Source organism: Chthonomonas calidirosea T49, assembly GCF_000427095.1.
Taxonomy (GTDB): domain Bacteria; phylum Armatimonadota; class Chthonomonadetes; order Chthonomonadales; family Chthonomonadaceae; genus Chthonomonas; species Chthonomonas calidirosea.
In genome coordinates this window covers 3,392,667-3,412,199 of the sequence record NC_021487.1, presented here as the reverse complement: position 1 = coordinate 3,412,199, position 19,533 = coordinate 3,392,667, and the positions used below count along the sequence as shown (strand labels likewise).

16 protein-coding genes are annotated in these 19,533 nt (G+C 54.0%); 8 read left to right on the top strand and 8 right to left on the bottom strand.

Annotated elements, in window-relative coordinates; all coding sequences use genetic code 11:
- Positions 1-84: 84 nt before the first annotated feature.
- Together CCALI_RS14390 and CCALI_RS14385 are read right to left on the bottom strand one after the other, a co-directional pair.
- On the bottom strand, positions 85-1,383 hold the full coding sequence (locus tag CCALI_RS14390) for a DUF1501 domain-containing protein (RefSeq protein ID WP_016484197.1): 1,299 nt from the start codon (positions 1,381-1,383) through the stop codon (positions 85-87).
- Positions 1,384-1,460: 77 nt separating this feature from the next.
- The gene (locus CCALI_RS14385) at positions 1,461-2,837 is read right to left on the bottom strand and encodes a DUF1800 domain-containing protein (protein ID WP_016484196.1); all 1,377 of its coding nucleotides are present in this window, start codon (positions 2,835-2,837) and stop codon (positions 1,461-1,463) included.
- A 328-nt stretch (positions 2,838-3,165) separates the two neighbouring features.
- Here CCALI_RS14385 and CCALI_RS14380 point away from each other — a divergent pair, with 328 nt between their 5' ends.
- The 5 genes from CCALI_RS14380 (at position 3,166) to ccmA (ending at position 9,042) form a co-directional block, all read left to right on the top strand.
- Positions 3,166-3,420: a hypothetical protein gene (locus tag CCALI_RS14380; protein WP_016484195.1), complete on the top strand. Its 255-nt coding sequence runs from the start codon at positions 3,166-3,168 to the stop codon at positions 3,418-3,420.
- A gap of 257 nt (positions 3,421-3,677) precedes the next feature.
- Complete coding sequence (locus tag CCALI_RS15585; protein ID WP_016484194.1) at positions 3,678-4,712, top strand: metalloregulator ArsR/SmtB family transcription factor; 1,035 nt, start codon at positions 3,678-3,680, stop codon at positions 4,710-4,712.
- Between the two features lie 460 nt (positions 4,713-5,172).
- Positions 5,173-7,125, top strand: coding sequence for a PrkA family serine protein kinase (locus CCALI_RS14370; RefSeq protein ID WP_016484193.1), 1,953 nt, complete (start codon positions 5,173-5,175; stop codon positions 7,123-7,125).
- A 13-nt stretch (positions 7,126-7,138) separates the two neighbouring features.
- A complete protein-coding gene (locus CCALI_RS14365) occupies positions 7,139-8,305 on the top strand; it encodes a YeaH/YhbH family protein (protein WP_016484192.1) in 1,167 nt (388 codons plus the stop codon).
- Positions 8,306-8,397: 92 nt separating this feature from the next.
- Positions 8,398-9,042, top strand: coding sequence for a heme ABC exporter ATP-binding protein CcmA (ccmA, locus tag CCALI_RS14360; RefSeq protein ID WP_016484191.1), 645 nt, complete (start codon positions 8,398-8,400; stop codon positions 9,040-9,042).
- A gap of 24 nt (positions 9,043-9,066) precedes the next feature.
- Here ccmA and CCALI_RS14355 read toward each other — a convergent pair whose 3' ends face one another.
- Both CCALI_RS14355 and CCALI_RS14350 read right to left on the bottom strand, forming a co-directional pair.
- Positions 9,067-11,667: an alkaline phosphatase family protein gene (locus CCALI_RS14355; RefSeq protein WP_016484190.1), complete on the bottom strand. Its 2,601-nt coding sequence runs from the start codon at positions 11,665-11,667 to the stop codon at positions 9,067-9,069.
- A 143-nt stretch (positions 11,668-11,810) separates the two neighbouring features.
- Positions 11,811-12,509, bottom strand: a complete 699-nt coding sequence (locus tag CCALI_RS14350; protein ID WP_172636664.1) for a tyrosine-protein phosphatase — start codon at positions 12,507-12,509, stop codon at positions 11,811-11,813.
- Positions 12,510-12,767: 258 nt separating this feature from the next.
- Between CCALI_RS14350 and nrdR the strand changes: the two genes are divergently transcribed.
- From nrdR to CCALI_RS14335, 3 genes are all read left to right on the top strand, one after another.
- Entirely contained in the window at positions 12,768-13,241 is a 474-nt protein-coding gene (nrdR, locus tag CCALI_RS14345; RefSeq protein ID WP_016484188.1) for a transcriptional regulator NrdR, read from the top strand.
- A gap of 228 nt (positions 13,242-13,469) precedes the next feature.
- On the top strand, positions 13,470-16,283 hold the full coding sequence (locus tag CCALI_RS14340) for a vitamin B12-dependent ribonucleotide reductase (protein WP_425481267.1): 2,814 nt from the start codon (positions 13,470-13,472) through the stop codon (positions 16,281-16,283).
- Positions 16,284-16,346: 63 nt separating this feature from the next.
- Positions 16,347-16,727 (top strand): lamin tail domain-containing protein, encoded by a 381-nt coding sequence (locus tag CCALI_RS14335; protein ID WP_016484186.1) that lies wholly within the window; start codon positions 16,347-16,349, stop codon positions 16,725-16,727.
- 51 nt (positions 16,728-16,778) lie between these two features.
- Here the strand turns inward: CCALI_RS14335 and CCALI_RS15580 are convergent, their stop codons facing one another.
- Genes CCALI_RS15580 through truA form a run of 4 tightly spaced genes read right to left on the bottom strand, consistent with a single transcriptional unit; the run spans position 16,779 to position 19,432 of the window.
- On the bottom strand, positions 16,779-17,702 hold the full coding sequence (locus tag CCALI_RS15580) for a C40 family peptidase (RefSeq protein WP_016484185.1): 924 nt from the start codon (positions 17,700-17,702) through the stop codon (positions 16,779-16,781).
- Positions 17,703-17,761: 59 nt separating this feature from the next.
- Positions 17,762-18,160, bottom strand: coding sequence for a 30S ribosomal protein S9 (rpsI, locus tag CCALI_RS14325; protein ID WP_016484184.1), 399 nt, complete (start codon positions 18,158-18,160; stop codon positions 17,762-17,764).
- Positions 18,161-18,163: 3 nt separating this feature from the next.
- Positions 18,164-18,625 carry a 50S ribosomal protein L13 gene (rplM, locus tag CCALI_RS14320; protein WP_016484183.1) on the bottom strand — a complete coding sequence of 154 codons (462 nt, stop codon included), beginning with the start codon at positions 18,623-18,625 and terminating at the stop codon, positions 18,164-18,166.
- Between the two features lie 3 nt (positions 18,626-18,628).
- Positions 18,629-19,432, bottom strand: a complete 804-nt coding sequence (gene truA / locus CCALI_RS14315; RefSeq protein WP_016484182.1) for a tRNA pseudouridine(38-40) synthase TruA — start codon at positions 19,430-19,432, stop codon at positions 18,629-18,631.
- Positions 19,433-19,533: the final 101 nt, after the last annotated feature.

Below are 19,533 nucleotides of genomic sequence, written 5' to 3'. Positions count from 1 at the left end.
TGAAAGACGACGACTTTTTCAACAAAAAGAGGCTTAAGGGAGATCTCCCTTAAGCCTCTTTGCTTCTCAGGTTTTTTATATTTTTTAGGCGAACAACGGGAGGTTAGTGAAACTTCCGTTAAGTATCTTCTGGGAGGAGACGCCAAGCCACTTGTCGAGCAGCGTGGCATAAACCTGACGGAAATCCACATTGAACTTCAGGTTGCCCAGATAGAGATCGTCCAGCGGCGGATACTCGCCGTAGAAGCCACCTCGCACGGCTCCGCCCATCACAAACAGACAGCTGCCTGCGCCGTGATCCGTGCCTCCAGAAGCGTTCTCTTGCACCCTGCGTCCGAACTCGGAGAAAGTCACTAACGTAACACGATCGGCTACCCCGATCTGCTCCAACTCGGCGTAGAAAGCCGCCAGCGAGTCGGAAAGGTCTTGCAACAGTCGGGCTTGCGTTGGGAACTGGTTTGCGTGGGTATCGAAGCCTCCGGTCGAGACATAGAATATTTTGGTGCCGAGGTCGGCTTTAATCAACTGCGCAATGGTATGCAGATTACGCGCAAGCGGCGACATCTGTCCTGTCCGTCCCACGTAGCTGGGCGCATCCAGCGTGCGCCCTGTTGGGCTTCCAGGCTCGTCATCTTGCTGGTTTGCCTCGGCCTGCAGCGCCTTGCGAATGCGCTCGCTACAGGTGTAGGCCTCTAGTCCCAGCTTCCGCACGAGGTCGTCGGTGCTGTTGGCCATGGTGCCCTGCGAGTAGAGCGCGGTAAAAGCGGCGATCTCGGCGTTGTGCTCGGCGGGAGCGATCGTCTGTAGCTGGAAAGCGTTGGGGTTCTGCATGGAGACAACCGAGCCGAAGTCACTGTAGAGCGCACGAGGAAGCTCGCCTCCTATGTTGATACCCGCCAACGGATTCTCTCTTAGGTGTCCATCGTCGTCAAAGTAACGCCCCAGCCATCCCTCTCGTACCACCGTGGACACCGGGTCGGCGGTCTGCCATATCTCTTGGCTGCGGAAGTGAGAGAAATTCGGGTTGGGATAGCCTACTCCCTGCACCACTGCAACATGTCCCTTTTCAAAAAGCTGCCGTAAAGCCGACATGGAGGGATGTAGCCCAACCGAGTTGGAGATAGGCAGCACCTGATCTTTTGGAATACCGATAGTGGGTCGGTTCTGATAGTATAGAGGGTTCGTGTAGGGAATGAGCGTGTTGAGCCCATCATTCCCTCCGAACATCTGCAGCACCACAAGAATGTTTCCCGTGCCGGCTTTCGAGCGACCGTTTTCATCTGTCAGCTCGGCAGCAGCACGCACCAGGCTGCTAGGAGCCATCATTCCAAACGAAAGGAAGGTTAACCCGTTTCGAATAAATTCACGACGTGTCGTTCGCATAGCTTTGTCTCCTCGCTCCTTCCATCCGCTTGCTCTCAAGGCAAACGATGGATATCTTTGCGTCAATTTCTCCCTCATTAAACCAGTTGATACTCCGGGGTCAGCAGAATCAGGTGAAGTAGGCCATGAACTTTCATCAGCTTGTCCCGAGGGATACGCCCCGTATTCGCAATGGTAAACGGCTGGTAGGTGCCTGTTCGCTCGGTGTTCATATAGTTCACCAGAATATCGCGGGTCTTCTCCATCACCGGGCGGTGCAGCACGCGCTCGGCCAAATAGTCTACAATAGCCTCTGCACTGCGCAGCTGGTTCTCGGCGATCTGTTGCTCTAGGCTGGCCAACAAGGGCTGGTTCTCTTCATTCAGTCGGGCAAGCTGCATAGCAAAGTTGAACCGTGCCATCAACGTAGTTGTGTTGATCCAGGTAAGCCCTCCATCCCATCCTTTCACGCTGGGTGGGTTGAACAGCTCTTGGTTCATCGCCCGCATCGCTGCAGGAAGAAATCGCACGGGGACCTGCGCTCCTGTCGCACGAACCGCACTGACCACGAAGTCCGTAGGGCTTTTAACCTTGCTCCACATGGCCTTTTCCGAGTAGAAAACAGGTGAACGGAACATGGCTTCAAGCACGGGCTTTATCTCGTAGTTGGACTTGCGGAAAATCTCTGCGAAAGGCCGTACCTCCTCCGGTGTGGGGTTTTCGTGAATGAAGAACTTAAACAGCTTAGTGCAGATAAAGGGAGCACAGGCGGGCTGTTGCATGATGATGTTCACGATGTCGTCCCCGTTGAAGTTGCCCGTTTGCCCAAGAAAGGTCTTTATGCCGTCATCATGCTGACGGGGGAGAAATACATACTCACCGGTAAGGCGGTTGAACGTCCAACCGGTGAAGGCTCTAGCGCTCTCACGCACGTCCTGCTCGGTGTAGTGACCGATGCCCAACGTAAAAAGCTCCATCAATTCGCGTGCGTAGTTCTCATTGGGGTGCCCCTTGCGATTGGTGTTGTTATCGAGATACCAGATCATCGCAGGGTCTTTCGACACGGCTAGCGTGAGTTCATGAAAATTACCGACGGCATGGCGGCGGAACAGCTGGTTCTGCTGAAACATCAATCGCGCAGAATTCACTTTAGAATAGGCCGTCGCGAAGTGGCCGTGCCAAAACAGGGTCATCTTCTCTTGTAACGGCCTATCCGTCTGCACCATTCGATTGAGCCACCATATCTGAAGATCGGCAATGTTGTTTTGATCAAGAATGTCGTTGAGCTGCCGGTCTTCCATGGCCTCGAAAGTATCGGGGCCAAGCACCTCGTCGTAGTGGACAAGCTTGTGGATGGTGGCATCAAAACCCTCTTTTAAGCAGGCGAGCACTGTGTCTCGATCGGCTCCGAAACCCGCCCGGCGCAGCAGATGCGCCATTCTCTGATAATCTTGCGAATGTACCTCTGCACTCATATTTCGTCTCCCATCAGCCCTGAAAGACTGGCGCTATGAATGAGATAGATTCAACGCTTTACAACAATTTCTGGCCACGTTGATAACCTTTCAGACGCAGTAGCAAGGAAAAAGTTCGAACAATTTTTCTCATTTGTTGGAGAGAAACCGGTAAAATCTCCGTTGCCGATAGCAAAAATCTATGCGACAATAGAATTAAGACATCACCGGCCTTACGCCCCGAAGCGGAGGGCAACAAGGGGATCTCGAAACAGGTGCAAGCCCAAGACGTCGAGAGCCCAAAACGAACGGTAGGTCTTAGTGTTCCTGTAAAAGGAGACCAAACACGATGTCTGTACAACCCTACACGCAAGGTGGATTCTTCTGGACGAATCCATCGGACACTAAACCTCTAAAGGCCGACGCAATGGCACGTGAGCAGGCGCTTGGGCAACAGCTCGAGCAGCAGCTCTCGGCGCGTATCGCGCAGATACGGCGTGCCCTCTTTTCAGCGTCGCCGACGTCAGGCGATGCTGGTGACGCAACGGCCTATAGTCTAACAGCTGCCTCCGAATCGCCTACACGATTGGATATTGAAGCCTAAAAGGTTTTGCGATCTCGGATCATCTTGGTTTGGAAGCTTTTAAGAAACCAAGGATGTGGATTGGTTCCTAGGCCTTCTGGCACTGCTTATTGCTCTCGTTTAGGACGAGAGCATTTTTTTGGATGTGTTGACAGCTCCCCAAGCGTGCGCCATAATGAGCGTTAGACGTAGGTACAATATTACGCAAAATTATTTTAATCTAAGCAAGAAGACAAGACGGACTGTCGCCGGTCATTTTGATTAACATGGAGAATACAATGCGAGGGGAACGAACCCCCGACGCTCTCTCTAGAGCTCTGGCCGAACCTTCGCGTCGCGCCATTCTAGAGAGCCTTCAGTTCGGACGCCGCACGGTAACAGAGCTTGTGCGAGCGACCGGCTTGAAGCAACCGAATGTATCTAACCATTTGGCGAAGATGCGCCAACAAGGCCTTGTACGGGCTGAACGTGTGGGCCGATTTGTCTACTACTCCCTTGCCATGCCCTTCGCCGATGTGCTTCTTCGCATGCATGAGATCGCCGCCTCCGCAACTTCAGCCCCCCAATCCTCCACCCCAAACCCCTCTACAGAGGTATCTTCGGTGAATCCGCCTTCGCTAGAGCAAGTTGCTGCGTGGCGCAAAACTCTTCTCGATGCGCTCTTACAGGGAGAAGAGTCCACCGCCGTCATCCTCGTTAACTCGATGCTCGCTCAAGGCGTTACTATGCCTTTCATCTACGAGGAGATCTTTCAGTTTTGCTTGCAGCAGATCGGTGAGATGTACCAACAGGGTCTTACCGATGAAGCGCACGAGCATCTCGCTTCGGCCATCGTCGAGCGTCTTATGGCTCGGATCGCTCAGTTCTACACTCCCATTGCCCTCGTTGGGTGCCGTGCTGTGCTAGGCTGCGTCGCAGGGAACTGGCATCAGCTTGGCCTACGCATGATCGCCGATAGCCTGCACGCCCTCGGATGGGAAACCCTCTTTTTGGGGGCCAATGTTCCCACCCCTAGTTTCGTGGAGATTGTGCGTTCGGCCAAACCCAACCTTGTGGTCGTATCCGTCGCCATGCAAGAGCAATGGGACGAGGCTCAGCGCCTTCTACAGCATCTCAACAAGTTGCGTCAGGAGCATGCGTTTCTTATTGCTGTGGGTGGTCACTATATTGACGATCACCCCGAGCTCGTTCCCCAAGGCGAGGGTTTTCTCTCGGCCCCTACTCTCTCCCGATTTTTAGAGTATATACGTGCTCGCTGGCCGAAAGGCTGTTATGAGGAGACTGAAACATCGCGCAATACTGATGATGGGTAATGTGAACCCTCTCTTTAATGTTCCTAGGGAGCATTTGGGAACCTTTTTCCCCCCTTCTCTAAGTAATCTACTACAGAACGTTGCTGTTTGAACAAATTGGGTAAATACGTAGTCAGAAGAACCGTCGCTCCGTTGATTATGGGCGCACTGCATCTCTATGAGAACGTATATTGATTTAAAGGCCAAATACCCATAATATGTTGTAAGGGTTACGTTCTCGCCCACCTACCGAGGATTATGATATAATCCGTTTGAGGAGGGCTGAAAAGGCCTTTAGAAAGAGCAGAGGCTCGAATAACATGGTCGTTTTGACAATTTAGTCCCTTCGGTGTGCGATCTTCGCACCGATGGGGCTTTTCGCTTTAAAGGGTAACGGCCCGAATGCCAAAAACAGAAGAGCTTATCACGAAAACCAAAACAATCCGTTTGCATATATGAAAGGCAGACAGCAGGAGGCTGTATGAAGATGACAGGCACAAGCACTACCGACTTCCTGAGAAGGATGTCTGAACAACGTGCCCATGAACGCGAATTGGCGTGGGAGGGGACCTTTGCCGATTATCTCGACATGGTCATTAAAAACCCCCGCATCGCCGATCTCGCCCATGCTCGCATCTATAACATGATCTTGGATGCCGGTATCGAGGAGATCGGTGAGAACCAACGCCGTTATAAGTTTTTTGAGAACGAGCTCTACGGACTAGATAGAACCCTGCAACTCCTTGTAGAGGAGTATTTCAGTCCGGCAGCGCGCCGACTCGACATTCGCAAACGTATTCTTATGTTGGTTGGCCCTGTTGGTGGTGGAAAATCCACTTTGGTCACCCTCATAAAACGCGGTCTGGAACGCTATAGCAAAACCCCTAATGGCGCCATCTACGCCATCAAAGGTTGCCCCATGCATGAGGAACCACTCCACCTCATCCCCGAAGACCTGCGCCCCCAATTTAAACAGGAGTTTGGTATCCATATCGAAGGCGACCTCTGCCCTGTCTGCCGCTATCGTCTCGACAACGAGTGGGGCACCGACTACCATAAAGTTCCCGTGGAACGCATCTTCTTCTCGGAACGCGACCGCGTGGGCATCGGTACCTTCAAGCCGGCCGACCCGAAGAGCCAAGACGTGGCCGAGCTAACCGGAAGCGTGAACATCCAAGCCCTCACGGAGTACGGCCGTGAATCGGACCCCCGCGCCTACAATTTTGATGGTGAGCTAAACATCGCCAACCGCGGTGTCATGGAGTTTATCGAGATGCTTAAAGCCGAAAAGCGCTTCCTCTATGAACTGAACACCGTGGCTGGAGAGCAGACCATTAAAGCGAGTCGTTTTGCACTCATCTACTGTGATGTGGCCGTCATCGCCCACACCAACGAGTACGAGTACAACTCTTACTTCTCCAATAAAGAGAACGAGGCGATGATCGACCGCATCTTCGTGGTGAAAGTGCCTTACAACCTTCGCGTTAGCGATGAGGTGCGCATCTATGAAAAACTTATTAGTCAGTCCGATATGAGCGACCGTAGCACTGGTTCCGAGCTCAATCTTGCCCGTGTCCATATCGCTCCCTATACCCTTCGTGTCGCTGCAATGTTTGCCGTCCTTACCCGCCTTAAGCCCTCCAAACGGGCCGGCATTAGCCTTATGACGAAGATGAAACTCTATGATGGCGAGAAGGTGGGCGACTGGGACCAGCGCCATGTGAAAGAGCTGCGCGAAGAGTATCTCGACGAGGGCATGACAGGGGTGTCGCCTCGCTTCATTATCAACCGTATCTCGGCTGCACTTGTGCGCGGTGGCAAAAACTATGTCACCCCCATTGATATGCTGCGGGCCCTGCGCGACGGCATCACCGAATATACCAATAACGAAGAAGAGCGCAAAAAGCTGCTTGGCTTTATAGATGAAGTGCGTAAAGAGTTCGATGAGTACGCCAAAAAAGAGGTTCAGCGCGCCTTCGTCTACTCCTACGACGAGTCGGCCAAAACCCTTCTTGACAACTATATTGATAACGTTGAAGCCTACTGCAATCACGAAAAGGTAAAGCATCCGGTTACCGGAGAAGACATTGACCCAGACGAGGCGCTGATGCGCTCTATAGAGGAGCAGATCAATATTTCCGAAAACCAGAAGCGGGAGTTCCGAGAAGGCATTATGCGCTCGGTTGGCTCGCTGGCCCGACGTGGGCTTACCTTCACCGTCTCCTCCGACGAACGCCTCCGCGAGGCCATCGAGAAGAAGCTGTTTGCGGATCTGAAGAATATTGTAAAGATTACTACTAGCACTAAAACTCCGGATGCCGAACAGCTGAAGAAGGTGAATGAGGTGGTGGAGCGCATGTGCCGCGAGCAAGGCTATACGCCCGAGTCGGCCAACGATCTGCTTCGCTATGTTGGAACGCTGTTAAATCGCTGAAAGGGAGCCTGCTATGCCGAACTTTTCTCTTAGTGACGATGCCTGGGATCTCCACCGACGCGCAGAGCGCGACCGGCAGCGCCATAACGAGAAAGTAAAAGAGGTGATCCGCAAAAACCTGGGCGGGATCATCAGTCAGCAGGATATCATCACGGCAGACCAAGGCAAGATCATCAAAATTCCTATTCGAGGTCTGGAACTGCCCCGCCTGCGCTTCGACGATGGCGATCGCGAACGCGTGGGTCAGGGCCCAGGCAACACGAAACCTGGAGACATTCTTGGGAGAGCGCCTTCCTCAGGCCAAGGCGTGGGGGGTGGAAAACAGGCCGGCCAAGAGCCTGGCGTGGATTTCTACGAAGCTGAACTGACTCTAGAAGAGCTCACCGATCTGGTGTTCGAGGACCTCCACCTCCCCAACCTCGAAGAGCGCGGCGTGAAGCAGGTTCCTTCCGACGTTATTGACTTCAACACGGTATCCCGGAAGGGGTTGCGGGGCAATCTTGACCGAAAGCGCACTCTCTTGGAAGCTTATAAACGCAACGCAAAGCTGGGAAAACCGGGTTGGAAGATTCGTGAAGAGGATCTGCGCTTCAAAAACTGGGAGATCACCACACAGCCTCAGCGCAACGCCGTGATCTTCGCCATGCGCGACGTCTCCGGCTCCATGGGCGAGTTCGAGGCCTATATCTGCCGTTCCTTCTACTTCTGGATGCTGCGATTCTTGCGCCGAAAATATGCCAGCGCCGAAATCGTCTTCATCACGTGCCACACAGAAGCCAAAGAGGTAGACGAACACGCCTTCTTTACTCTGGGCGATTCGGGCGGCACTCGCATGAGTGAGGCCTATAAACTTGCCCAACAGATCATCGAGCAGCGTTATAACCCACGCGAATGGAACATCTACCCCTTCCTCTTTACCGATGGTTATAACTGGGGCGACCAAGAGTGTGTGGAAGAGATTCGTAAAATGGTGGCTATCTGCAATCTTGTTGGCTACGGGGAGATCGCCAGCGATGTTTGGAATCAGTCCACCTCCTTCGCGCCACTGGGACAAGCGATCCAAGAGGCCTTCGCCAATGAACCGCGCGTGTGTACGGTGAAGATAAACTCTAAAGAGGATGTTTGGCCCGCGCTGAAAAAGTTTTTCCGGAAATATCCGGAGGTTCAATCCGCCGCATAACGATGCCAACAGCGACAAACACCCTTTTAAGGGGAAAGAGGAAACAACTTACCTCCTCTTCCCCTCCATTTTTTAGAAGGCTATAAAAGCTTATGGCTCCTATTCGCATTGTGCTATCCAATCTAGGACACCATTTCGGAACACGCTCTGTATTTGAAAAAGTTCATCTAGAGGTTGTAAGTGGGCAGATAGGAGCCATCTGCGGTCCCAACGGCGCCGGCAAAAGCACGCTTCTACGCATCGTTGCCGGCCTGCTTACGCCAACCCAAGGGGAGGCTCGGTTCGAAATCGCCGGGTATGCCTTAGACGCTTTAGAGCGCCGAACCTTTATTGGCTACGTGGCACCCGATCTTCGGCTCTATCATGAACTAACGGGGGTGGAGAACCTACAGTTTTTTGCCGAGTTGCGCGGTACAAAACTTTCGCGAGACCACCTTAAACAGCTGCTTGCTAGGGTTGGACTGCTAGGGCGTGGCAGCGATCTGGTGGCCAACTACTCATCAGGTATGCGTCAAAGGCTTAAGTACGCTTTGGCTCTGAGTAATGATCCCCCCGTGCTTCTCTTAGACGAGCCGACCGCCAACCTCGACAGCGATGGGGTTGCCATGGTAGAGCAGATAATTGCCGAGCAGTGCCAAAGACCCCAAGGCGGACTGGTGCTCATTGCAACCAACGAGCCCAAGGAAGAGCGCTGGGCTCATAAATTGATTCGCATCGGCTGCCTCTCAACCCCATAGCTTACCACGTGCACCTCGTATGGCCTAGTCATCGTCGTCATCTCGCCGAAAGGCTATCGAAAGAGAGTGACGTATCGGTGGCAACGGCGCCTTTGCCCCTTTTACCGAGCGCCAGATAATGGCGTTTAGCTCATCTGGCGGTGCGCAGTCGGCGTGGCTAAAGTCCATCCGTTCGCTCTCTTGTGCCCCATAGGCGGTGCGCCGGTTGATCTGCGCGATGATCGTCTTAGCCGGCAGAATGGCCGTGTAGGGAGCACTATTGTCGGGTTTCGCAGAAAAATCGCGAATCACTGGCGCCATAGCGTCGTAAAGGCACATCGGTTTAAGCCCCAAAAGCTCCTCAATGGTGTGTAGAATGCTGTCGGTATTATAGAAATGGTGGTCTACGCTGTGAGCCCGGATGTAGGGGCTGATCACATACGCGGTGGAGCGATGACAGTCCACATGGTCATAGCCATTCTGCGCGTCGTCCTCCACAATGAAGATGGCCGTGCTCTTCCAATACGGGCTATGACTGACGGCTTCCACGATCTGGCCTACGGCGTAGTCGTTATCGGCCACCATGGCAGAGGGCGTAGGGACTCCAGGACGTGTGCCCGCCGTATGATCACGCATAATGCGCACCATCTCCAAAGCCGGCAGATCACCGTTTTTCACGAACTGATCGAACTCGCGCTTCCACTCCATAATGCGATCCGGCGCTTTGTTGGCTCCAAAGGCGAGCAGCTGAGTGGGAGCAGGGCAGTTGTAGATGCGATAAGCCTCGCTATCGGCGTAGTTGGTATCAAAACGCATGAAGTTGACATCGGTATGGTTCACTAGCGCTGTCTCGACCGGTTGGTTAACACTTAAAATCGGCTTGCCGTCCGGCGTATGGCTGTTATCGAAACTCACGAAGAAGCCGTAGTTACGATAGGTGATATGCGCTCGCTGGGCGGCATCCCATAGATAGCCGTTCGGCGGAGCCGCCACATTTGGCAACCCCATACGATCTACCGGCACACCGTTCACTTCACCCTCAAAATCGTAGTCTCGACCGCGCCCACTGTAGTTATAGGGCACGTTACGTTCCACGTACTCGTTGGCCATACCAGCAGTAGACCAGTTCCACCCATCTGCCGAGACCTCACCAGCGCAGTAGAAGTTATCGAGCAGCACAAACCGCTCGGCCAAAGCGTGCTGATTGGGAGTTACCGCCCGTCCAAAAATGCAGAGTTTAGGGTCGCCATTGCCCTCCGGCAGATCTCCCAACACCTGATCGTAGGTTCTGTTTTCCTTAATGATATAGATGACATGCTTTATGCCCGTAGGCGGCAACGGCTGCTGGTTTTGCATCCTATCGAGTTCCTCAACTTTGCGGGTAAGCGACGCAAGTTGCTGCTCATCGGGAACAGGCATCACCTGCACGGTTCCCTCAAGAATGTTCTCAATATAATGCCCCCATTCTCCGTTCGGGCCGCGAGGCTCACCGTTAGGAACAGGGGTGCCATCTCCTTTTGCATTGGCAACATAGAGCCTGCCGTTCGCCACACAGACGGCCGTTGGGTACCAACCAGCCGGAACCATACCGGCCAGTGCCATATGGTCATGCTGTAGGTGAATAACCGCCACAGCATCGAGGTCGCCTAAGCTCACGTAGAGGCGCATGCTCTGCGGATCAAGCGCAAGGCCGGTAGGCGTTATTCCAGGAAGACCATTCTTACCGCGCAGCGACAAAGTCTGCAGCACCCGATCGGTGCTGGTATCCACCAATGAGACCGAATCAGAAGAGGCGTTGGCCACAAAAAGGCGATCCTGCGCAGGGTTTAGAAGAAGCGCTATAGGATGATCGCCGGTGGGGATCTCATGCAGCACCTTTGGATGCTCGGGGTCGGAAACGTCAATGTCGGAGACGACCCCACCCATTTCGCTAGAAACGTAGAGTCGTTTATCGGCATTAGGCCCTGCCGTTATTGCCACGACGGCATAGGGAAAGCCAGCCGTAGTTACCTCTCCTAAACGCTTTCCGGTTCGCGTATCTAGGATGCTCACAGAGCCCTTAAAGTTTGTATAGAGGCTACTCTCATTGTGGGCTACATAGAGTTTTGAGCCATCGCTGCTGAGCGCGATACCCGCCTCAAAATTTGGTCGTGCGTTGCCCGCCTCCTTGGGTAAACTGGAGGGGTCTTCCAAAACTCTCCCCGTATCGTGCACCACTCCATAAGCGTCCACTGAAAGCACCGCGACACGATCGAGCGCTCCACACGAGGCATAGAGCAGGCGCGAGCCGTCTTGTTGCAGAGTAGGTGCCCAGGCCAATCCGTAGTAAAGTCCGTTGGTTCTACCGTTGAAGGCCAGTTGCGAGACCCGTTGCCCGCTCTGTGCATCCACAATGGATAGATACTGCCGAAAACCGGTGTCGGTAACGGCTAACCATCTCCCGTCCGGGCTTAATGCCATGTTAGCGGGGAAACTGCCCACATCGTCCTGTTGACCCACAGGCGCAACGGTTCGACCGGTAGGCAGTTGATGGGCGGTGTTCGTAGACTGGCGCCCTCGGGCAATCCCTATAGCCATACAACAGACGACGAAAAGACCAAAACCAAGGAAGAGAGCTCGTGAAGTAGGCTTTGTTTGTGAGATCATCGCAACATCTCCGTTTTCGAAATCGAACACGCAATAGCCCCCGCGACCTTAGAAAACCGCGTGCTATTGGATTTTCTTTATCTATCGAGCGAAGAAGCGGTTTTTTAGAGAGCCTATGACGTCGGTCTCATTGCCCCATGTACTTAATTGGACGAAGCAGCGGAGCGGGAGACCTTTGGGTAGAGATTGGGATAGACCGTGTTGATCCAATCCCGTAAGCTTAAGCCATGTGATGTACGCTGATAGAGTGCGAAGAAATCGTTCATTCGCCCGGCTGCTGTAAAGGCGAAATGACCATAGCGCCAGGTAAGCTCACGGCGTAAAGCCTCTTGGAGGGGAACTCCCTGATAGATATTGAGATAGAGCGCGCCCACAAGTCCGGAACGATCGGCCCCGCCCTGGCAGTGGAAGAGAATGGGATAGGGCAGAGAATCGAAGGCGGCCAGTAGCTGCCGCAGCGATTGGGGAGGTGGCAGATGATGGGCGCTCATTGAGATATCCACATGAACTGCCCCATAACGCCTGCAGTCGGCGATCTCTTGACGATAGTAATCGTTGGCCATGTTTCCACCACGCAGGTTAATAACCGTACGGATATGGTAGCGGTGCAACACATCGTTTAGATCGTCGCCTATCAAGCGAGCGGTGTCGGCGGTGTAGTTGTTGCCGGTAAGCTGGGCGCTTCGATAAACACGCCCTGGTACAACCACTCGTACATTTCCACCGAATACGCCTATCCACCAGAGTAGGGCTATTAGCAAGAGGAAAACAAAAATGGATCCCAGCAGGAAACGCTTGCCACGTTTTGGTCGGGCGCGTTCGGTTGCAGAAGACACAGGCATAAACTCTGTTGTTGAGGCGCTCATGACATCTCTAGTATACCCATCGCCAACAGCTTATCGTTCCCTTTAACGCAAATTTAACATTCTCTGCCGCCTTCCATTGCCATAGATGAAACGGCCCCAAGGCCAGCCTATGATCAGGGTACGCCGCCAAAATAGCCCTTGACAAACTAAATATAGTGTGTTATCCTATAGAGTGTCCCTGCATATAGGTAGCAACGGCGCCGGCTACCAATCGCCAGCAAAGACAAAGCGAAGATGAAATGTCCGTTCTGCGGTGCCCTCAACCAAGACCGTGTGCTTGAAACACGGGCGATCAACGAGGGGGCGACAATTAAACGACGTCGAGAGTGCGAGGCCTGCGGAAGGCGCTTCACAACCCTCGAAGAGATCGAAGAGATGCAACTTTTTGTCATCAAAAACGATAAACGGAGGGAACCGTTCGACCGACGGAAGATCGTGCGAGGCATGCAGCTTGCCTGCACCGGCCGCAAAATCAGCACCGAAACCCTCGAAGAAGCCGCCGAAGATATCGAACGCAAACTCTATAATCGCCTTGAAAAAGAGGTCTCCTCACGTGAAATTGGGGAGATGGTGATGGAAAAACTGAAAGCGCTCGATCAGGTGGCCTATGTGCGCTTCGCGTCGGTCTATCGGCAGTTCGAGGATGCCACCCAATTCCGAGAGATCGTGAACATGCTTCGACGTCAGGGAAACCGCAAATCCGGCTGAGTCTCTAGCGCGGGTGCCTCTTTTTCTTGGAGACACCTGCATATCGCTGAACAAGGAGCAGAAAAATTGAATCAAGACCCTATGCCTCATCAAACAAGCATCGACTCGGTACTGCCTACAGAAGGGGAAAATATTCACCCCGAACCTACCGAGTTACCGTCCGTCTCGACAACTCCTCTTGGAGCGGAAGGTGCTGCAAACTATACCAACGATAAGGAGCAAGCCGTGGTGAAAGAGAGAGCCGTTCCCGTCGACGGGAACAAACCTGCTATAAAACGCGGCCTAAACGCGCCAGGACTAACCATAGAGCGCCGCTTTACTCGTCCCGGTGAGGACGTCTACGCTACCTGTGACTGGGAACTACGCGATGCCACGATCACCAACGAACGTGGCGAAAAGGTGTTTGAGCAAAAAGACGTGGAAGTGCCTGCCTTCTGGTCGCAACTGGCCACCAACGTCGTGGTCTCTAAATACTTCCGAGGACACCTAGGTACGCCCCAACGAGAACGCTCCGTGCGACAGCTCATCCGCCGTGTGGCCGACACCATCGCCGATTGGGGTCGCAAAATGGAGTACTTCGCCACGGAAGAGGATGCTCAAGCCTTCCAAGACGAGCTAACTCACATTCTTCTCTATCAAAAAGCCTCTTTCAACTCGCCGGTGTGGTTCAATGTAGGCTTGCCCGACCAACCGAAACCACAGTGTTCTGCCTGCTTTATCAATAGCGTAGAAGACACAATGGAATCCATTCTCACACTTGCGAAAACGGAGGGCATGCTTTTCAAATACGGTAGCGGCACCGGCACAAACTTCTCGACGATCCGTTCTTCTCGCGAACCTCTTCATGGGGGTGGCACGGCCTCCGGCCCTGTCTCCTTTATGCGTGGATTCGACCAGTTCGCTGGGGCCATTAAAAGCGGAGGTAAGACTCGCCGTGCGGCGAAGATGGTCATTCTCGATATTGACCACCCCGACATTGTGGAGTTTATTCAGTGCAAAGAGAAGGAGGAGAAAAAAGCCTGGGCCCTTATTGAGGCCGGCTACAGCGGCATGTTCAACGTGCCCGGTGGGGCCTACGATAGCGTAAACTTTCAAAATGCAAACCACTCCGTTCGCGTAACTGACGAGTTCATGCGAGCTGTTGAAGAGGATAAAGAGTGGCACACCCGCTTCGTTTTGGATAAAACAAAAATCGCCGATACCTACCGTGCCCGCGATCTCATGCATATGATCGCCCAGAGCGCGTGGGTTTGTGGAGACCCCGGCATCCAGTACGATACAACCATCAACCGCTGGCATACCTGCAAAAACACCGACCGCATCTATGCCAGCAACCCCTGCAGCGAGTATATGTTCCTCAACGACAGCGCCTGCAACCTCGCCTCACTTAACCTCATGAAATTCCGAACCCCAAGTGGCGATTTCGATATTGACGCCTTCCGGCATGCCTGTCGGATTCTTATTACGGCTCAAGAGATTATCGTAGATAACGCCTCTTACCCCACCCAGCGCATCGCAGAAAACAGCCATGACTACCGCCCACTTGGGCTTGGCTACGCCAACCTTGGTGCTCTTCTTATGGCGCGAGGTCTACCCTATGATAGCGATGAGGGACGCGCTTACGCGGCAGCCATTACCGCCATCATGACCGGCGAAGCCTACCGACAATCCGCCATCATTGCCCGCGATCACGGTTGGCCTTTCCCCGGCTTTGAGCGGAACCGTGAGCCTTTCCTTGAAGTGATGCAGATGCACCGCGATGCCGTTGAAAACATAGATGCGCGCTATGTGCCTCCTACAATGCTTGAAGCTGCACGGCAATGCTGGGACGAAGGCATCCGCCTTGGGAGCCAATATGGCTATCGCAATGCACAGGCCACCGTGCTGGCACCAACAGGCACCATTGGCTTCATGATGGACTGCGACACAACCGGCATTGAACCCGATATCGCCATCGTGAAGTACAAGAACCTCGTTGGGGGGGGCGTTATGAAGATCGTCAATACAACGGTGCCCGAAGCGCTCCGCAAACTGGGCTATAGCCAAGAGCAGATCGAAGATATCCTGGCCTATATTGACCGTCAGGACACCATCGAGGGCGCCCCGCACTTAAAACCGGAGCATCTACCCGTCTTCGACTGTGCCTTCAAGCCGGCCAATGGCTCCCGCTCCATTCACTACATGGGGCACATTCGTATGATGGCTGCCGTCCAACCTTTCATCTCTGGCGCGATCTCAAAAACCGTTAACATGCCCAACGAGGCCACTCCAGAGGATATTATGGGCGTCTATATGGAGGGCTGGAAACTCGGCCTGAAAGCCATCGCCATCTATCGGGACGGCTCGAAACGCACTCAGCCTCTGACCACCAAAAAGGTCGAGGAGCAACCTGCCGAGTCACCCGTTACTGCCCAACCTACCGCGCCAGCCACCTCTCAGGAGAAAGTGATCGTGCGCCCCTTGCGCCGTAAGCTGCCCGATGAACGGCAAGCTATTACCCATAAGTTCAGTATTGCCGGCCATGAAGGCTATCTTACGGTGGGGCTCTATCCTGATGGCCAACCCGGTGAGATCTTTCTGACCATGAGCAAAGAGGGGTCTACCATCTCCGGCCTCATGGACTCCTTCGCCACAGCGGTCTCACTGGCCCTGCAATATGGCGTGCCACTTCAAACTCTGGTAGACAAATTTGCCCACACACGCTATGAGCCGGCAGGATATACCAATAACCCAGATATTCCCATCGCGAAATCCATATCGGACTACATCTTCCGCTATCTGGGAATGAAGTTCCTAAATCGTGTGCCGCAACCGGAGAAGCCGGCCCTATCGGGCAATGGGGTCGAGGAAACCTCTTCGTTGGAGCGCACGCTCTCCACCCCGTCCCCTGCTCTTTCCAGCGAAGCCCTATTGGCGCACGAAAAAGAGACATTTCAAAACCAGTCCGATGCTCCTATCTGCATAGATTGTGGGAGCCTTATGGTGCGCAACGGGGCCTGCTTCAAGTGCCTCAACTGCGGCTCTGTCTACGGTTGCTCCTAACTGAAAACCACCACTAGCGCCCTAGGGTTAACCCTAGGGCGCCCTTGCAAAGGAGAGAGCGACATGCTGCGAATCGTGGAAATATGCCCCTCCACCCGAGGACGTGGAGGCTACGTCGTTCTACAAAATTGCGGCCTTGTCTCGGTTAACCTAAAGGGATGGGCCATCTGCTCGGAAGCCTACCTACAGAACGACCCCGAACGCCTAGCCCAGGAGATCTATATCTTCAAAGCCGACGAGGCCATTCAACCCTATACCCGTGTCGTCCTCCTACACGGCAAAGGGGAAGATGGCTGGACTGACACCATTGATGGCCGCAAAGCTTACTGTGCCTATTGGAACAGCACGACCCCTATCTGGAAACCGGGAGCTAGAATCCACCTTTTGCATATACAGGGCTCGCAAAAGGTACCTTCGAACGAGGTTGTTGCCGTCTCTCCTTAGGGAAAAGCCTTCGTTTCATAAATAAGCGGAGAAATGCCCCCAATTACTCTTTTAGCGGCGGGCACAAACAAAAATACGCGGCCACATTCCTTCATCAAGGCGGTTGATTGCTACGCCGTGCCCGCTAACAGAAGAGTGGATAAAGTAACCGTTCCCTATGTAGATTCCGGTATGTCGAACGTAGGGTGGCGTTGAGGAAGGCTCGAAATAGAGACGGTCGCCAGGTTGCAACTGGTCAACAGGCACAGGGATACCAACAGCCATCTGTTCGGCTGCGGTGCGTGGTAGATGGTAGCCTAACTTGCCAAACACCTTCTGCACAAAGCCGGAACAGTCCAGTCCTTCGCGGCTTTCTCCTCCCCAAACGTAGGGAACTCCCAAGTAGCTATAGGCTATGGAAAGCAGCTCCTGGGCATTGCCTTGGAAGAAAGGGGTGTCGGTATGGGGATAGATGTCAGGATAGCTGCCCAATAGGGCGTTTGAGCGGGGTTCTACTGGCGTATCTGAGGTAACCTGATAGTCGGGAATGATCTTCACACGATCGGCAGGTATCCAGCCGGTCGAGTAGTCGCTCATAAGGATACCCAGCCATCCACCTCGGCTGTCCACAATGGCTACATCGGTTCCGGGAACCACGCGCGATAGTTGTGCCGAGCGTGAAGTGTACAGACGATAGATGCCGCTTGGATGAACGATGACACCTAGGCCGCCCACTACGTAGCGCCCATGCGACCATCCTCGTGAGGGCAGTAAACGATCGGAGAGAGCGCTCGCCTGTGTTTTATGGGAAGCTGTTCGCCGTTCTGCCTGTCGCCGGGCTAACGCGGCGCGTTCCGCTTCGGCCTTCGCTTGAAGAGCAGCCTTTGAGGGAGGTAGCTGCAGCGTAAGGGTCGCATCGCCGAGGGCGGAGGGACAAGCCCCTGCAAACCAGAAGAAGGCGAAAGCCGAAGAGAGAAACAGAAGCGTTCCTCTCATCGGCTTTTTCCATCGTTGGGATATGCAGCACCTCTGCATGTTTCACCAAACCCCACTGCCTAGCGCTTGCTGAACTGGAATCCCCGTCGAGCACGCTTGCGCCCATACTTCTTGCGCTCTTTCACGCGTGGGTCACGCGTCAGCAGCCCATTTCGTCTTAAAATAGGCCGCAGCTCCGGATCCACTTCTAAAAGCGCCTTAGCGATCCCGTGGCGGATAGCTCCTGCCTGACCGGATATGCCTCCCCCATGGCACCGTGCAATCACGTCGAACTGGCCTACTCGATTCGTCAATACAAAAGGCTGCTGAACCATATGGAGAAGCAGTCGCCGGCCTAGATACTTCTCGCCAGGACGTCCGTTGATAACGAGATTCCCCGTTCCGGGTTTAAGCCACACGCGTGCAACGGCATTCTTCCGTTTTCCCGTACCGTAGTAACGTACCGCTTCCATCACCATGGGCTATTCTCCTCCTTTTCGAGCGCCGTGTTGATAGACGACAGGCTTTTGAGCCGCATGAGGATGCTCCGGTCCGCGATAGACCTTCAGCTTCTTTATGATGGCATCGCCCAACCGATTATGCGGAAGCATGCCTCGTACAACGCGCCGAATCGCCTCCTCTGGATGCCGTTCTAACTCATAGCGCCTTTCGATCTCTTTAAGAGCGCCAGGCCATCCGGAATGATGTCGAACCACCTCATGGGATTTTCTACCCGTTAACACTACTTTTTCGGCGTTGATTACGATCACATGGTCGCCCGTATCTACGTTCGGGGTGAAGATAGGCTTATGCTTACCTCGCAAAAGGCGCGCGACCTCTGCAGCTAGACGCCCAAGAGGGCGCCCCGTGGCATCCACTACATACCAGAGGCGCTGTGCCTCCACATCCTCTTTGCGTGCAAAATAGGTTCCATGCTTTCTCATATACTATTCTCCGTACTCTTCACAAGAATCTTTATCCTTCTGCTCACCATAACGTTTTCGTTGCCCATAACGCACATGAAGCAAGAAAAGCCCTTGTGGCGGTGCTGTGGGCCCTGCGAGGCGCCTATCACGCGCAGCCAGTAGGCAGGGCACATCCTCCCAAGCACGTTTTCCCTTGCCTATCTCCATGAGCGTACCCACAATGGTACGCACCATGCCGCGCAAGAAGGCGTTTGCTTCCACACGAATGGTCACTAACTCACCCCTGCGTCGAATGTGGCAGGCCATCAGCTCTCTTGCGGTAGGCTCCCCTGGTAGGAGCTCATTAGCAAACGAGGCGAAGTCATGCTCACCCAGCAGGCAGTTGCCCGCTTTTCGCATGGCCTCGACATCCAAAGGTGCCGAGCAGAAGGCGCTATAGCGATGTAGTAGCGCGGAAGGTGTGCTGCGGTTTAGGATCACGTAGAGATAGACTCGCGACGACGCCGAATAGCGTGCATGAAAGCTCGGATCTACCTCTTCGGCCTGTTTCACACAGACATCTGGCGGCAGCACACTGTTAAGGGCCACTGCCATTCTCTCGCTCGGCACACGTGTTTCACAGTCGAAACTCACCACTTGGCCGAGCGCGTGTACACCCGCATCCGTCCTACCAGCACAGGCAAAATGGAGCGGTTGGCCCAGCCTTTTGGCAATTGCTTCCTCCAGCACTTCCTGCACCGTTCGCGCATGGCGCTGGCGCTGAAATCCAGAGAAATCGGTGCCGTCGTACTCCACGACAGCCCTGACATGCACCAAACGCCCCATGCCTTAGGGTGCGCTACTTTCGCCGACGGCCCAACCCAAGAAGCCCGCGGCGTCCTTCTTTAGTCGGGGCAGCCGTCTCAGTGGTTGGGGCAGTTGGCAGG

Excerpts from the sequence above, each read along its gene's own strand:
- CCALI_RS15585 (WP_016484194.1), top strand. The coding sequence starts at position 3,678 with ATGCGAGGGGAACGAACCCCCGACGCTCTCTCTAGAGCTCTGGCCGAA.
- CCALI_RS14370 (WP_016484193.1), top strand. The coding sequence starts at position 5,173 with ATGAAGATGACAGGCACAAGCACTACCGACTTCCTGAGAAGGATGTCT.
- CCALI_RS14380 (WP_016484195.1), top strand. The coding sequence starts at position 3,166 with ATGTCTGTACAACCCTACACGCAAGGTGGATTCTTCTGGACGAATCCA.
- CCALI_RS14365 (WP_016484192.1), top strand. The coding sequence starts at position 7,139 with ATGCCGAACTTTTCTCTTAGTGACGATGCCTGGGATCTCCACCGACGC.
- truA (WP_016484182.1), bottom strand. The coding sequence starts at position 19,432 with ATGGGGCGTTTGGTGCATGTCAGGGCTGTCGTGGAGTACGACGGCACC.
- ccmA (WP_016484191.1), top strand. The coding sequence starts at position 8,398 with ATGGCTCCTATTCGCATTGTGCTATCCAATCTAGGACACCATTTCGGA.
- CCALI_RS14350 (WP_172636664.1), bottom strand. The coding sequence starts at position 12,509 with ATGCCTGTGTCTTCTGCAACCGAACGCGCCCGACCAAAACGTGGCAAG.
- CCALI_RS14355 (WP_016484190.1), bottom strand. The coding sequence starts at position 11,667 with ATGATCTCACAAACAAAGCCTACTTCACGAGCTCTCTTCCTTGGTTTT.
- CCALI_RS14335 (WP_016484186.1), top strand. The coding sequence starts at position 16,347 with ATGCTGCGAATCGTGGAAATATGCCCCTCCACCCGAGGACGTGGAGGC.
- CCALI_RS15580 (WP_016484185.1), bottom strand. The coding sequence starts at position 17,702 with ATGAGAGGAACGCTTCTGTTTCTCTCTTCGGCTTTCGCCTTCTTCTGG.
- nrdR (WP_016484188.1), top strand. The coding sequence starts at position 12,768 with ATGAAATGTCCGTTCTGCGGTGCCCTCAACCAAGACCGTGTGCTTGAA.
- CCALI_RS14385 (WP_016484196.1), bottom strand. The coding sequence starts at position 2,837 with ATGAGTGCAGAGGTACATTCGCAAGATTATCAGAGAATGGCGCATCTG.
- CCALI_RS14390 (WP_016484197.1), bottom strand. The coding sequence starts at position 1,383 with ATGCGAACGACACGTCGTGAATTTATTCGAAACGGGTTAACCTTCCTT.
- rplM (WP_016484183.1), bottom strand. The coding sequence starts at position 18,625 with ATGAGAAAGCATGGAACCTATTTTGCACGCAAAGAGGATGTGGAGGCA.
- rpsI (WP_016484184.1), bottom strand. The coding sequence starts at position 18,160 with ATGGTGATGGAAGCGGTACGTTACTACGGTACGGGAAAACGGAAGAAT.